Raw genomic sequence first — 14,378 nt, forward strand, 5'->3', positions numbered from 1 at the left:
CCTTGAAATTAAAGGCGCGTGAGGGAGGGGGCGATCTTGCGACCGCCCCGAAGGCGTGGGCGGATTACTCCGCCGCGATGCCCCCTTCGTCCTCCTCCGCATCCAGGAGTTCCATGTTGAGGCCCAATCCGCGGACCTCTTTGACGAGAACGTTGAACGATTCCGGCACGCCGGCCTCGAAATTGTCCTCACCCTTAACGATGCTCTCGTAGACCTTGGTCCGGCCCGCAACGTCGTCCGACTTCACCGTCAGCATTTCCTGCAAGGTGTAGGCGGCGCCGTAGGCTTCCAGGGCCCAGACCTCCATCTCACCGAAGCGCTGACCGCCGAACTGCGCCTTACCACCCAGCGGCTGCTGTGTGACGAGCGAGTACGGCCCCGTCGAACGGGCGTGGATCTTGTCGTCGACGAGGTGGTGCAGTTTCAGCAGGTATTTCACACCCACTGTCACCGGACGCGCGAATTTCTCACCGGTGCGGCCGTCGAACAGGTCCGACTGACCGGATTCTGAGAACCCGGCCCGCATCAGCGCGTCATTCACATCCGCCTCTTTCGCACCGTCGAAGACCGGCGTTGCGATCGGAACACCGCGGGTCACGTTGCCCGCCGCTTCCAGAAGGCTGTCCTCGTCACGATCGGCGAAAGCTTCCGAGTAGACCTCGTCACCATAGGCGATCTTCAAGGCATCGCGCACCGGGGTCATGTCGCCAGAGCGGCGATATTCGTCCAATGCGTCGTCGATCTTCAGGCCAAGGCCACGTGCCGCCCAACCCATATGGGTCTCAAGGATCTGACCCACGTTCATGCGCGACGGCACACCCAGCGGGTTCAGCACGAAATCAACCGGCGTACCGTCCGCAAGGAACGGCATGTCCTCCATCGGGACCACCTTCGAGATCACACCCTTGTTGCCGTGACGGCCAGCCATCTTGTCGCCCGGCTGAAGCTTGCGCTTCACGGCAATGAAGACCTTGACCATCTTCATCACACCCGGGGGCAGATCGTCGCCGCGACGGACCTTCTCGACCTTGTCCTCAAAGCGATGATCGAGCGCGCGTTTTTGCGCGTCAAACTGCTCGTTGAGGGCTTCGACCTGGGCCGCGTCTTGCTCGTCTTCGAGGGCAAGCTGCCACCACTGGCCGCGCGACAGTTGCTCATCAAGCAACTCCGCGGTGATCGGGCTGTTCGGCTTCACGCCTTTGGGGCCTTTGACCGCAACCTTGCCTTCGATCATGCCGCGCAGACGGGCGTAGATGTTCCGTTCCAGGATCACCAGCTCGTCGTCACGGTCACGGGCAAGGCGCTCGACCTCTTCCCGCTCGATCTGCAGGGCACGTTCGTCTTTCTCAACGCCGTGGCGGTTGAAGACGCGTACTTCCACAACCGTCCCGAAATCGCCGGGCGGCAGGCGAAGCGACGTGTCACGCACGTCCGAGGCCTTCTCACCGAAGATTGCACGCAGAAGCTTTTCTTCCGGCGTCATCGGGCTTTCGCCCTTCGGTGTGATCTTACCCACAAGAATGTCCGCCGGGCCAACTTCTGCACCGATATAGACAATGCCCGCTTCGTCGAGGTTGCGCAGGGCTTCCTCACCGACATTCGGGATGTCGCGGGTGATCTCTTCCGGCCCAAGCTTCGTGTCACGGGCGGCGACTTCAAATTCCTCGATGTGGATTGAGGTGAAGACGTCATCCTTCACGATACGCTCGGAGATCAGGATCGAGTCCTCGTAGTTGTAACCATTCCACGGCATGAAGGCGACGATGACGTTCTTGCCAAGCGCCAGTTCACCGATATCCGTGGACGGGCCGTCTGCGATGACCTCACCTTTGCCAACCTTGTCGCCCACCTTCACCAGCGGACGCTGGTTGATGCAGGTGTTCTGGTTGGAACGCTGGAATTTGCGCAGACGGTAGATGTCCACGCCCGCGTCACCCAGCTCAAGATCCTCAGTTGCACGCACAACGATACGCTGCGCATCGACCTGGTCGATGACACCGCCACGCTTGGCCATGATCGCAGCACCGGAATCCTGCGCCACAATGCTCTCGATGCCCGTGCCCACGAACGGAGCATCGGCCTGCAAAAGCGGCACAGCCTGACGTTGCATGTTGGAGCCCATCAGCGCGCGGTTCGCGTCGTCGTTCTCAAGGAACGGGATCAGCGATGCGGCCACGGAGACCAACTGCTTGGGCGACACGTCGATCAGGTCAACGCTTTCACGGGCGTTCAGCGTGTACTCGCCGGACATCCGCGTGTTGACCATATCGTTCACGAACTTGCCATTCTCATCGAGGTTCGCGTTCGCCTGCGCCACGGTGTGACGCATCTCCTCGGTCGCGGACATGTAGACCACGTCGTCGGAGACCACTGCGTCATTCACACGGCGATAGGGCGTTTCGATGAAGCCGTACTTGTTCACGCGGGCATAGGTGGCCAGCGAGTTAATCAGACCAATGTTCGGCCCTTCCGGCGTTTCAATCGGGCACATCCGGCCATAGTGTGTCGGATGCACGTCGCGCACCTCAAAACCAGCCCGTTCCCGCGTCAGACCACCCGGCCCAAGCGCCGACAGGCGACGTTTGTGGGTGACTTCCGAAAGCGGGTTCGTCTGGTCCATGAACTGCGACAGCTGCGAGGAGCCGAAGAATTCACGCACGGCCGCCGCAGCAGGCTTGGCGTTGATCAGGTCCTGCGGCATCACGGTGTCGATCTCGACCGACGACATACGCTCCTTGATGGCGCGCTCCATGCGCAGCAGGCCAACACGGTACTGGTTCTCCATCAACTCACCGACCGAGCGCACACGGCGATTTCCGAGGTGGTCGATGTCGTCAATGTCGCCACGTCCGTCGCGCAGTTCCACCAGCGCCTTGATGCAGGCGATAATGTCTTCCTTGCGGAGCGTCCGCATGGTGTCTTCCGCGTCCAGATCGAGACGCATGTTCATCTTCACGCGACCAACGGCCGACAGATCATAACGCTCAGAGTCGAAGAACAGCTGGTCGAACAGGTTCGACGCGGCTTCAACGGTGGGCGGCTCACCCGGACGCATGACGCGGTAGATGTCCATCAGCGCGGTTTCACGGTTCAGGTTCTTGTCCGTCGCCATGGTGTTGCGCATGTACGGGCCGACAGTGACGTTATCGATGTCGAGCACCGGAATCTCGGTGATGCCGGCATCCAGCAGCTCTTTCAGCGTACCACCAGTGACTTCACCTTCCTTGTCGACTTCCCACGTCAGCTCATCACCGGCTTCGACATAAATCGCGCCGTTTTCCTCGTTGATGATGTCCTTGGCGGCAAAGCGGCCCACGATGCCGTCGAACGGCACCAGCAGGTTCTCGATCTCACCCTCGTCGATCCACTTCTTGACCGCGCGCGGGGTGACCTTCTTGCCAGCCTCGGCAATGACTTCGCCGGTCTTGGCGTCCACCAGATCGGCCACCGGGCGGGTGCCACGCACACGCTCAGGGAAGAACTTCGTGGCCCAGCCCTTGTTCTTCACCATCTTGAACGTGACGGTGTCGTAATAGGCATCCATGATGCCTTCCTGGTCCAGACCCAGCGCATAAAGCAGGGTGGTCACAGGCAGCTTACGACGGCGGTCGATACGCGCGAACACGATATCCTTGGCGTCGAACTCGAAGTCCAGCCAAGAGCCGCGATATGGGATGATGCGGCACGCGAACAGCAGTTTGCCCGAGGAGTGCGTCTTGCCCTTGTCGTGGTCAAAGAACACACCGGGCGAACGGTGCATCTGGGACACGATCACACGTTCGGTGCCGTTCACGATGAACGTCCCGTTCGGCGTCATCAGGGGCATGTCGCCCATGAACACGTCCTGTTCCTTGATGTCCTTGACGGACTTCGCACCAGTATCTTCGTCGATATCGAACACGATCAGGCGCAGCGTCACCTTGAGCGGTGCCGCATAGGTCAGGTCGCGCTGCTGGCATTCCTCAACGTCGAACTTGGGCTGCTCCAGCTCGTACTTGACGAATTCGAGGATCGCGGTCTCGTTGAAGTCCTTGATCGGGAAATACCGACTGGAACACACCTTTGATGCCTTCGCCGTCGCTCGGGTCGGGCTGATCGCCTGATTTCAGGAACAAGTCGTAAGACGACTTCTGAACCTCAATCAGGTTCGGCATTGCGAGGACTTCCTCGATCTTGCCGTAAAATTTGCGGATACGTTTCTGGCCTGCGTAGGTCTGAGCCATGGTTGTCGCGCACCTTTCTGTCTCGCGCGGCACCCACGCCGCCGGGGCTCGGCGGGCTGCTCGCAAGAAAATAGACGTAACGGATCAATCTGTTTGCCGTCCCACCGACAAAGCCCGACCCTTTTGTTACCGCCTAAGAAAAAGCCTTTCGCAAAAGGCGCTTTCTAAGACGACGATAGCTGGACCCGGAATTTTCCGGATCCAGCCATAACTCATACGTCCGATTGGACGCTTTGGACCAATCAGGCCAGCTCGACCTCGGCGCCAGCTGCTTCCAGCTTGCCTTTGATCTCTTCTGCTTCGGCCTTGTCGACGCCTTCTTTGATCTTGCCACCGGCTTCGACCAGATCCTTGGCTTCTTTCAGGCCAAGACCGGTGATGCCACGCACTTCTTTGATCACGTTGATCTTCTGTGCGCCGGCGTTCTTCAGAACGACGTCAAATTCGGTCTGCTCTTCAGCGGCGCCACCGGCGTCGCCAGCAGGACCAGCCATCATCACTGCGCCGCCAGCGGCGGGCTCGATGCCGTATTCGTCTTTTAGGATGGTCTTGAGTTCCTGGGCTTCCAGGAGGGTCAGACCAACGATCTCTTCTGCGAGTTTCTTAAGATCAGCCATTTTTCAGGTTCCGTATGTAGGTATGGGTTCCAACGCCGCAAGGGGCGGGTTCTCAACGGGTGCTTTACGCCGCCTTCTCTTCGATGGTCGAAAGGACGGAGGCGATGTTCGAAGCAGGCGCGCCAATGGCACCGGCGATGTTGGATGCGGGCGCTCCGAGGCAGCCAACGATCGAGCTGATAAGCTCTTCGCGGGACGGCAACTTTGCGACAGCCTTCACACCATCAGTGTCCAAAACGTTTCCGCCCATCGCACCGCCGAGGATGACATATTTGTCATTCTCTTTGGCAAACTCGTCCGCGGCCTTAGCGGCTGCGACCGGGTCTTCCGAATAGGCAAGAACGGTCATGCCATCCATCAGGTCAGCGATGCCAGCGGCAGGCGTTCCATCAAGGGCAATCTTGGCGAGCTTGTTCTTGGCGACACGCACAGATCCACCCGCGTCGCGAACGCGACCGCGCAGATCTTGCATCTCTGCAACCGTGAGGCCCTGGTAGTGTGCAACCACCACGACGCCAGAGCTTTCAAAGATCTGGCCGAGTTCCTCGACCACTTTCTCTTTCTGGGCTCTATCCACAGGTTTTCTCCAAATTGGCGGGTTGCCCCGCCGGCTCAGTTTCTACCGGATCGCTCCGGCGGTTTTTGGTCCGTATCGCAACGGAACCGAAACACCGCCAAGCGCTCAAACGGATCTGAGCTCTCAAACACATGTCTGATCCCGTCTCAGGCAGGATTTATTGGAGTTTTGAAGCCCCCACCCACCGTCTCGGACGAAACGCAAAAGAGCGCCCGACGAATCGCACGCTCTTACGCAAGGCGGTTGCTAAACGGGTTGGTCCAAAATGCCAACCCCCTTCCCGCCCAATCTGCCCCAGGTTCAGCGGGAATAGATGGTCAAAAAACGGGGCACATAGGTCGTGCCCGTGGTGGGCGCTGTGGTCGTCGGGGCCGTGGTTGTGGCAGCCGTCGGGTTGGGGGTGCTCGACCCACCGGCCTGTACGGCTGCAGCGGCGGCGATGGAAAGGGTCGTGGTCAGGGCGATTGTCTTGAGTGTGCGAGACATACTCGTACTCCTTTACGTGTCAAAATCCAAACGCGACCGTCACTGTTGCTTGCTGCCGGTCGGTATTGTCGAGGATGTCGAACATCCCCGCTGACAGGCTCAAACCCTCAAGCTGCGGGATGGCCAACGTGGCCCCGGCATTCAATTGTGTCGCCGTGCCCGAAACGCTCAGCGACAGGTTTTCTGCGATCCCCGCACCGACCCCGAAGAAGACACCCTCTTCGACGCGACCACTTCGATCATCGGCCAGCGTCGTTCGGTTGCCGTATCCGAGCGTCAGCTGAAGCGGCACTTCTGCCGATCCGAGCCCGATCGAGCGCAGATGCGAGACATAGCCAGCGTAGGATTCTCCATCCGCTTCCGCATCGCCCCATCCCCCGAGGCCAAGGGCCGAGGCGCCGACAAAGGTGGCTGATCGATCGGACGACCCGATCAGCCGCGACACGCCAAGGTTCAGGCTGCCACTGTCGCCGAAAGGCTCCAGCCCCGTGACGACCACTCCGACTGAGACACTGATGCCATCGACCGGGTTGCCAAACGTGTAGCCCGCCGCGACATCGCCATCCCCACCCGTCCCGGATATTCCGTTGCGCGGGTTGGCGTAGGTCAACGCGACGTAGCCCGTGCCGCCTGCCGGGGCGACCGCAGAGGCTGCCCCGAAAATGGATGGAAAGGCCAATGCAGCCTCACTCCGTTCTGGAGTGCTTAGAACCTGCCCGATATCCGAGGTGTTTCCGCTTTGACCCGCCGCTGGCAATGCTGTGGCAGTCACCGCAGCCGCATACAGAAAACAACGAGTTGGCCCGAAGACCGTCGAACGAATGGACATGGTTCACCTGCCAATAACCTAAGGTTCTCTTCAGTTTTTGGCAGCTGCTTGAAACAGTATCGTCTAAAATCCCGCAAACAAGGGTCAGATTACGTTCATGATTAACAACGAAAAAGGGGTGGGCATTTTTGCCCACCCCTTAGTCAGGTTTCAAAGCGATTGAAGCTCAGTTGCCTGTCGCGTTTTCCACGTTGATCGACACGCCCGGACCCATGGTGGACGAGATGGCGATCTTTTTCATGTAGGTGCCTTTGGCGCCCGACGGCTTGGCCTTGTTCACCGACTCGACGAACGCACGGACGTTTTCGACCAGTTTGGCCTCATCAAAAGACGCCTTGCCGATACCTGCATGTACAACTCCGGCTTTCTCGGCCTTGTACTGCACCTGGCCACCCTTGGCGGCTTCAACGGCTTCTTTGACGTCCATCGTCACCGTGCCGATCTTCGGGTTCGGCATCAGGTTGCGGGGGCCAAGCACCTTACCCAGACGGCCGACGATCGGCATCATGTCCGGGGTGGCGATGCAGCGATCAAACTCGATGGTGCCGCCCTGGACGGTTTCCATCAGGTCTTCTGCACCCACGATATCCGCACCAGCGGCCGTTGCTTCCTCAGCCTTCGGGCCACGGGCGAACACGGCCACGCGGACCGATTTGCCGGTGCCGTTGGGCAGGTCGACCGTGCCGCGGACCATCTGGTCTGCGTGGCGCGGATCGACGCCAAGCGTCATCGCGATTTCAATGCTCTCGTCGAACTTCGCCTTCGCGTTGGTCTTCACCAGTGCAACTGCTTCTTCAACGCTCAGATCTTCCTTGCCTTCGAACGCTGCGCGGGCGGCGGTCAGGCGTTTTCCCATCTTTCCCATGGTCTTACCCCTTTACCTCGATACCCATCGACTTGGCGGAACCAAGGATGATCTGCATTGCGGCTTCCACGTCGTTTGCGGACAGGTCCACCATCTTGGCTTCTGCAATCTCGCGCAGCTGCTTGGCGGTGATCGTCGCAACGGTTTCACGGCCGGGGTTCTCGGCCCCACGCGGACGGTTACGCTTGCCCACGTTCTTCAGGCCAGCGGCCTTCTTCAGGTAATACGACGCGGGTGGCGTCTTGATGTCCATGGCGAAGGACTTGTCCTGGTAATACGTGATCACCGTGGGGCAAGGCGCGCCCTGTTCCATCTCCTGCGTCTTGGCGTTGAACGCCTTGCAGAATTCCATGATGTTGATGCCGCGCTGACCCAGCGCAGGGCCCACAGGGGGCTTGGGTTGGCTTGACCTGCAGGGATCTGCAGTTTCATCGTGCCAGCAAGTTTCTTGGCCATGAGGCCTCTCCTTTTCTACCAACAGCCCGTCATCGCGTTTCAGGGCCTTTGTGGCCGTGGTCTGGTCCGGCACGCGCGCGTGCCTCGCCTCCCACGGTTCGGGGTGCCGCATACACGACGCCCAAACGAAGCCCGGCGTATAGGACGGGTCGCTGTGCCTTGCAAACGGAAAATGCAGGGATGCAACTCTGCTCAGTTGAACGCATTTGCGCTCATCTGAACGCAGTTTTTCGCGAAAATGCGTCCAGATGATCACATTACCGCGCCGCATAAACGGTCGACAAATGCCGCGCGGCGCCGGCGGCGGCTTCGCGATCCGACGATGCTGCCAACCGCCACAAGACCGGCTCCATCCCGTCGACAACACTGCGCAGCTCGGTCGCACACATCATCGCGATCCAATCATGCCCTTCATCCATCAATCGGGCGACGAAGTCAGCATTCACCGCGAAGCCTTCGTGGATGTAAAACCAGAATGCCTGCGCCGAGGGGATCAGCACCTCCTCCGGGGTGTCGGCAAGCACGGCAATCACCCAACCGTCCAGATCGAACCCCGCCAGTCGCGCATCCTCGCGCAAGAGTTGAAACGGTTCATCGCAATCGGCAAACCCGTTCAGGAACCCGCCCGCCACGGCCCGGCGCGTCGCGAGCGGGCGGTTGGCAAGATAGGTCAGCAAATCCGGCAAAGGCCAAGGCGTGCCATGGTTATAGAACTCCTCCGGCTCGGCATGGACCCGGCCCAGGAACCGCGCAGCGGCGGCGGCCAGCATGGGGTTCGGGTCATCCAGCACCGGCAGAAAAATCTCATCCACGCCTTTGCGGCTGACCCGTTGACGCCCGCGATCAGCCAATCCCCAGAACGCCATCGACCGCCGCAGCGCCGAATAGCTGTCGCCAAGGCCCAGACCCCGCGCCTCAACCTCTTTCAGCCACGCGGCGAACACCCGGTCGAAGGGGGCCACCGGATGCATCAGCACCTCCCACGCCAGGTTGAAATGGCGCATCGGCTGCGCGTCCATGCTGTCTTCATAGGAAGTGAGCAAAGGCTGGATCAGCTTTCGTGCCTCGGATGCGGTTACTGGCAGGGCCGCCACTGGGACAGGCTCATCAAAGCGATCACCCGGCATCTTACTGCCAAAGGCCGTATGGTGATCGAAGCTGCGCTGTACATGCACCCGGTGCCAACCGGATGGGTCGACCACCATCCGGCGGACCAACTCCATCACGGCATGGCTCAACCGCCCCGCAGGTGTACCAATCGGGCCAAGGGCCAGCACGGCGGTGCTGACCGCAAAGCTGCGCCGCACATCGTCTGGCGTCGGATCGTCCGGCCAGTCCCTGCGCAGCGCGCGCAAGCCCTGCACCAGCGCCTCAATCTCTGGTGTCTCTTTGGCCCATTCGGCCTCTAACGCGCCAAGCGTTTCAGGAAAACTCACGTCCATGGCCTTTTCGGTAAGCGTTCCATCCCGCGCACGCAAATGCCGATCAGCGCGCGTGGGTCCACACTCCCCCTTCATCAGCGCGCAAAGAAGGGGCGCGCGGACGCGGCGTGCTTGTCGTAGGGTCATGACCACTGCACCATCAGAAAGGCATCGCATGTCTACGGACACGTCCACCGAGGAAAGCCAAACACACGCAAGCGCCCGCCGCGCCAAAGGTGAATTTGTGCGGGGCGTCAGCGGATTTCGCCACGCCATTGGCGATCCCGAATTTCCGCCGGAACCGGGCCGCTACCACCTCTTCGTCGCGTTGAACTGCCCTTGGTGCCACCGCGTCACGCTGGCCCGCGCGGTACTGGGGCTGGAGGACGCGATTACCCTGGACGTGGCTTTTCCCAACCGAACCGGTGACGACGACCCCGTCGGCCCCAACCTCTGGCAATTTGCGCCCGACAAGGTCGCCAGCCTGACCGGCGGAACGCTACCCGAATGCACGCCCGAGACCGGAACAGGGGAGGCCCTGCGCCTGGCCAAGCAAATCTACCAGCGCGAAGGCTCAGATGAGCAATCCGTGCCGATCCTTTACGACAAAGTGGCGGGCCGCATCGTCAACAACGAGAGCGCTGAGATCATCCGCATGCTCGACGCCCATGCCGAGGCGCTTGGCTCGACCCGAGCGGATCGGCCCCATCTGGTCCTGGAAGACCCATCGTTGGCCGAGCTCAATGACCTGATCTACACGACAATCAACAACGGCGCTTACAAGGCGGGCTTTTCCTCGGACCAGCAGGTCTACGCCAATGCTTTTGCCGCCTATTTCGACTCACTTGAGACGTTGGAAAAGCGCCTCGCCGATGGCCGCCCGTACCTTCTGGGCGACGCGTTCACTGAAGCCGATCTGAGGCTTTTCCCTACGCTCTACCGCCACGACCCGGTGTACTACGTGCGCATGAAACTCAACGGCGCGCGTATCCTCGATTACCCGCACCTGTGGCGCTGGCTCTGTCGCGTTTATGCGCTGCCCGGCGTGGCCGAGGCCGGATCTTTGATCCACTGCCGTCAGGGCTATTTCGGGCGGTCGTGGAATGGAGTGGTGCCACTTGGGCCGATGAAACCGATGAGCTACCCAGAGGCCTATCTGCATCCGGAACTGGCGGGTTAAACGCAAAAGGCCGCCCCAGCGGAGCGGCCAATCGAGTCCGTGGTGGACATATCAAAGCTGCTTGGAGACCTGCGTGTATTCCAACTCCACCGGCGTGGCGCGGCCAAAGATCGATACCGTCACCTTCAGGCGCTGGTTGTCGTCGTCGACTTCCTCGACCATACCGTCGAAATCCTCGAACGGGCCGTCGTTGACCTTGACCTTCTCGCCCACCTCGAAGGTGATGGTGGACCGCGGCGCGGCCTCACCCTCTTCCACGCGGTTGAGGATCGAGTTCACCTCTTCGTCGCGCATTGGCATCGGGCGGCCCTGGGGGCCAAGGAAGCCGGTCACGCGCTGGATGGAGTTGATGACGTGATAGCCTTCATCCGTCATCTCCATACGCACTAGAACGTAGCCGGGCATGAAGCGGCGCGGGACGGTGACTTTCTTGCCCCGGCGGATTTCGATGACATCCTCTTCGGGGACCAGAACCTCTTCGATGACGTCCTGCAGGCCCTTTTCCTCGACAGCGGTGCAGATCTGCTCCGCGATGCGCTTCTCGAAATTGGACAGCACTGAAACCGAGTACCAACGCTTTGCCATGGCCTTATCCCTTATGTGTAACGCGCGCGCGCCTCTCAGATGGTTCCCGAACATCGGGTAGAGACCCTTCGGGCCAGTTCTACCATCATCATGTCAGGGATGTTGAGGCTGCGTAGCGTCGCGCGCCCCGAAAGGCAAGGCGTTAGCCGAACGACGTCAGGATGGTTTCCAGCACGAAGCGGATCACCCAATCCACGCCGAAGAAGAAAATCGCGGCAAGGACGGCCATCACGAACACCATCCCGGTCGTCACCAGCACTTCGCGCCGCGTCGGCCAAACGACTTTGGCAACTTCAGAGCGGGTCTGCTGGAGGAACTGGAACGGATTTGTCATGGTGGCGCCATCTGGTTGGGTTGAAGGGCATATACGCATGGGGGCACCCGCTTGCAAGACAGCGATCGTGATCCTGGGCGCGGCGGTTTGGCCCGATGGTCCGTCGCCCACCTTGTGCAGGCGGACATTGCACGGGGCCGCGTTGTATCACGCAGGGCATGGGCAGGCGATTATCTGCTGCGGCGGTCTTGGACGGCATCCGCCGACCGAGGCCAGGGCGATGGCCGATATGTTGCATGCTGCGGGTGTGCCTGAGAACGATGTGCACTTTGAAGATGCGTCCACCAACACATCCGAAAACCTCAGCTTCGCGCTGCCGATCCTCGACCAGCTTGGGACGCGGGACGTTGTGATCGTCTCGGATGCCTATCACCTGACCCGCGCCCGCGTGATCGCGCGGCGGATTGGTCTGCGGGTTCAGGTCAGCGCCCCACCGTCCAAAGACGCACGGCTCTGGCCGCAGATCAAAGGCTGGCTGCGCGAGATACCGGGCCTTGTCGCCGTACTGCTGCGGCTACGCTGAACACTATGCGCCGTCGCGCAGGTTGCGGATAAACGCAATCTCACCTTGCCAGAGGCTCGGGTCGAACAGCACCTCATGCCCCGCGCCCTCGATGGCCACAAACCGTGTGCCCTGTGGCGCTGCGGCGTGCAACGCCTGGCCCGACGCAAACGGCACGACCGTGTCGGCCGTGCCATGCTGGATCAAGATGGGAGCGCGGACCGAACCGATATGATCCACGCTTCGAAAGCGGTCCCGCATCAACAGGCGCACCGGCAACCATGGATAAACACCTGCGGCCACATCATCTGTCGCCGAATAGGGCGCACCCAGAACCAGCGCCGCGACCTCTGCCCGCGCGGCCAATTGCACCGCAACCCCGGTCCCAAGCGAAGCCCCGACGACAACGATATCCTCCGCCGCGATCCCCTGATCCCGCAGCCAGCCATATGCCGCGTCCGCATCCATGTGCAGACCCGCCTCCGTCGGCGTGCCGGAGCTTCCGCCATAGCCGCGATAGGACAAGAAGGCGACGCCAAGTCCCGCCGCCTGATAGGCCGCAAAGCGCCCGTTGCGATGGGCCATCTCGCCGCCATTGCCGTGGAAGAACAGGATCGTCGGCTGGCCGGGCGCGGCCTCGGCATACCAAAGCACCAGCGTCTCACCATCCGGGGTTTCAAGACGCTCCACCGAAACGCCGGAAAGGCCGACATCGCCCGGCAAGGGATCGTCATTGGACGGAAAGTACATCAGCTGCCGCTGACCCAGATACATGCCGACGACAACAACGGCATAGAGCAAGGCGGCAATCACGACGATGATAAGAAGAACGCGCATGGGCCAAAACGTATGATGCCCACCATGATGCGCAAGGTGGGCTTGGCAGGGGCAGCAGGATTCGAACCCGCGACCTACGGATTTGGAATCCGTTGCTCTACCAACTGAGCTATACCCCTACGGCCGGGCCACGCCTTAGGCCGATTTCAAACCTGTGTCCAGATGTGAGCTACGGATTTCCCGACCATGCATTACGCTCGGCATATGATAGCCTAGCGGCAATAACCCCCTTCCGGAGACCAACCTCATGCGTTCCCTCATCTTGACCCTGTCCCTCGCCATGGCCCTGCCCATGATCCCCTCCATCGCATCGGCCGACAGCCATTCCTGCAACCAGCTGCGCCAAACGATCTTCAACCAGGCCCCCGCAACCACACGCAACCTGCCCTACGGCGCGCTGACCTGCGCAGGCGTCAGCGAAATCCACCTGCTGATCATCCGCCGCTCCACCTATTCCAGCACCCAGCTGGAATCGCGCATCGAGGCCGTCTTCCGCGGCGAAGGCCTGATCCGCTAACTCGCTTGCAAGACTGATGAAGGGGCTGCCCGGCTTGGGCGGCCCTTTTTGTGCTCAGCGGCCACCGCTATCAATTGGTCCCTGATCCTGTTTCGCAGCCGCAACCGCCTGCCGCTTGGCAGCCCTGCGCCTGTGCCAGCCACGAAAATTCACAAACGTCGCAAGGCCAAGCGCCGCCGTGATGGCCCAGGTGATGAACATCACCATACGGTCGCCCGATACCATGCTGGCCAGGGCCGCCTCTCGGTCGCCCTCCAGAAACTCCGCCATCAGGACGGGGCCTTGCGGAAAGTTTGGGTCGTCTTCGCGCAGGAAGGCCTCAAGATCGGCGCGATAGGAATTTGTGCCGGTCAGCACGCCGCGGACAATCCGGTTCTCCCAATCCTGTTCCAGAAGGCGTGCCTCTTCCTCGAACATGTTTTCGTCGAACGTCGTGGACGTGAAGGCCACGTAAACAGGTGGAGTGGAGAACGATTCCAGCACCAGAAAGGACCGCCCGTTGCGCCCGGTCTCGACGATGCCAACCCAGTAGCCGGCGAAATCGCGCACCGCGAATTCGGAGAAGGGCGGATGATCGGGCGCCTCGGGCAGATCGCGCAACAGGATGGTGTCGGGCGGGTTGGCCAGGGCGCCTTCCAGGGCGGCATTGTCTGACAGGTAGTCTTGGGTGAAGGTTGCGGCGATGCTGCCGAACAAAAGCGCGCAGAGCCCAAAGACCCACCATGGCAGTAATCTCATCATTCCGGGCTTCCCTTTTTATACATGCGCACCGGAAGTGCGCCGCAAAAGGGTATCGTTGCAAGGGGATGTCAGTGGCAAGCGTTAGGGCGCACATTTACGCAAGGGTTTGACACGCGGCGGCCCTTCGATTGGGCCCGCCTTGTCTCGGATCATGGTTAGGGAGAGGTTAACGGGATTCGTCTTTTCGTTTGGGAACAGGGGCTTAACC

Annotated in this window: 13 protein-coding genes, 1 tRNA gene and 2 pseudogenes; 3 read left to right on the plus strand and 13 right to left on the minus strand. The window is 60.8% G+C overall.

Translation table 11 applies throughout. From position 1 onward, the window contains the following. Window positions 1-64 precede the first annotated feature (64 nt). From rpoB to ACZ1HK_RS11370, 8 genes and pseudogenes are all read right to left on the minus strand, one after another. Window positions 65-4,223 (minus strand): annotated as a pseudogene (gene rpoB, locus ACZ1HK_RS11335) (DNA-directed RNA polymerase subunit beta). 242 nt (window positions 4,224-4,465) lie between these two features. Then, window positions 4,466-4,840, minus strand: coding sequence for a 50S ribosomal protein L7/L12 (gene rplL, locus ACZ1HK_RS11340; RefSeq protein WP_472628798.1), 375 nt, complete (start codon window positions 4,838-4,840; stop codon window positions 4,466-4,468). A 64-nt stretch (window positions 4,841-4,904) separates the two neighbouring features. Next, complete coding sequence (gene rplJ / locus ACZ1HK_RS11345; RefSeq protein ID WP_472628799.1) at window positions 4,905-5,417, minus strand: 50S ribosomal protein L10; 513 nt, start codon at window positions 5,415-5,417, stop codon at window positions 4,905-4,907. A 300-nt stretch (window positions 5,418-5,717) separates the two neighbouring features. Beyond that, window positions 5,718-5,903: a hypothetical protein gene (locus ACZ1HK_RS11350; protein WP_472628800.1), complete on the minus strand. Its 186-nt coding sequence runs from the start codon at window positions 5,901-5,903 to the stop codon at window positions 5,718-5,720. Between the two features lie 19 nt (window positions 5,904-5,922). Then, window positions 5,923-6,732 (minus strand): hypothetical protein, encoded by an 810-nt coding sequence (locus ACZ1HK_RS11355; RefSeq protein WP_472628801.1) that lies wholly within the window; start codon window positions 6,730-6,732, stop codon window positions 5,923-5,925. 166 nt (window positions 6,733-6,898) lie between these two features. Further along, window positions 6,899-7,597 (minus strand): 50S ribosomal protein L1, encoded by a 699-nt coding sequence (gene rplA, locus ACZ1HK_RS11360; protein WP_472628802.1) that lies wholly within the window; start codon window positions 7,595-7,597, stop codon window positions 6,899-6,901. Between the two features lie 4 nt (window positions 7,598-7,601). Next, window positions 7,602-8,053, minus strand: a pseudogene (gene rplK, locus ACZ1HK_RS11365) (50S ribosomal protein L11). A gap of 257 nt (window positions 8,054-8,310) precedes the next feature. Continuing rightward, a complete protein-coding gene (locus ACZ1HK_RS11370; protein ID WP_472628803.1) occupies window positions 8,311-9,489 on the minus strand; it encodes a hypothetical protein in 1,179 nt (392 codons plus the stop codon). Between the two features lie 160 nt (window positions 9,490-9,649). Between ACZ1HK_RS11370 and ACZ1HK_RS11375 the strand changes: the two genes are divergently transcribed. Continuing rightward, window positions 9,650-10,654 carry a glutathione S-transferase C-terminal domain-containing protein gene (locus ACZ1HK_RS11375; protein ID WP_472628804.1) on the plus strand — a complete coding sequence of 335 codons (1,005 nt, stop codon included), beginning with the start codon at window positions 9,650-9,652 and terminating at the stop codon, window positions 10,652-10,654. A 51-nt stretch (window positions 10,655-10,705) separates the two neighbouring features. On the opposite strand, the gene nusG is transcribed toward ACZ1HK_RS11375, so the two are convergent. Together nusG and secE are read right to left on the minus strand one after the other, a co-directional pair. Continuing rightward, on the minus strand, window positions 10,706-11,239 hold the full coding sequence (gene nusG / locus ACZ1HK_RS11380) for a transcription termination/antitermination protein NusG (protein WP_472628805.1): 534 nt from the start codon (window positions 11,237-11,239) through the stop codon (window positions 10,706-10,708). A 142-nt stretch (window positions 11,240-11,381) separates the two neighbouring features. Further along, a complete protein-coding gene (gene secE, locus ACZ1HK_RS11385; protein ID WP_472628806.1) occupies window positions 11,382-11,573 on the minus strand; it encodes a preprotein translocase subunit SecE in 192 nt (63 codons plus the stop codon). A 37-nt stretch (window positions 11,574-11,610) separates the two neighbouring features. Here secE and ACZ1HK_RS11390 point away from each other — a divergent pair, with 37 nt between their 5' ends. After that, window positions 11,611-12,096, plus strand: a complete 486-nt coding sequence (locus ACZ1HK_RS11390; protein ID WP_472628807.1) for a YdcF family protein — start codon at window positions 11,611-11,613, stop codon at window positions 12,094-12,096. Window positions 12,097-12,099: 3 nt separating this feature from the next. Here the strand turns inward: ACZ1HK_RS11390 and ACZ1HK_RS11395 are convergent, their stop codons facing one another. Further along, a complete protein-coding gene (locus ACZ1HK_RS11395; protein ID WP_472628808.1) occupies window positions 12,100-12,912 on the minus strand; it encodes an alpha/beta hydrolase in 813 nt (270 codons plus the stop codon). A gap of 43 nt (window positions 12,913-12,955) precedes the next feature. Continuing rightward, window positions 12,956-13,031, minus strand: a tRNA-Trp gene (locus tag ACZ1HK_RS11400). A 128-nt stretch (window positions 13,032-13,159) separates the two neighbouring features. On the opposite strand from ACZ1HK_RS11400, the gene ACZ1HK_RS11405 reads away from it, so the two are divergent. Next, window positions 13,160-13,429 carry a hypothetical protein gene (locus tag ACZ1HK_RS11405; protein WP_472628809.1) on the plus strand — a complete coding sequence of 90 codons (270 nt, stop codon included), beginning with the start codon at window positions 13,160-13,162 and terminating at the stop codon, window positions 13,427-13,429. A gap of 54 nt (window positions 13,430-13,483) precedes the next feature. Here ACZ1HK_RS11405 and ACZ1HK_RS11410 read toward each other — a convergent pair whose 3' ends face one another. Next, window positions 13,484-14,170, minus strand: coding sequence for a hypothetical protein (locus ACZ1HK_RS11410; protein ID WP_472628810.1), 687 nt, complete (start codon window positions 14,168-14,170; stop codon window positions 13,484-13,486). Window positions 14,171-14,378: the final 208 nt, after the last annotated feature.

The organism is Gymnodinialimonas sp. JB5-7, from assembly GCF_055693405.1.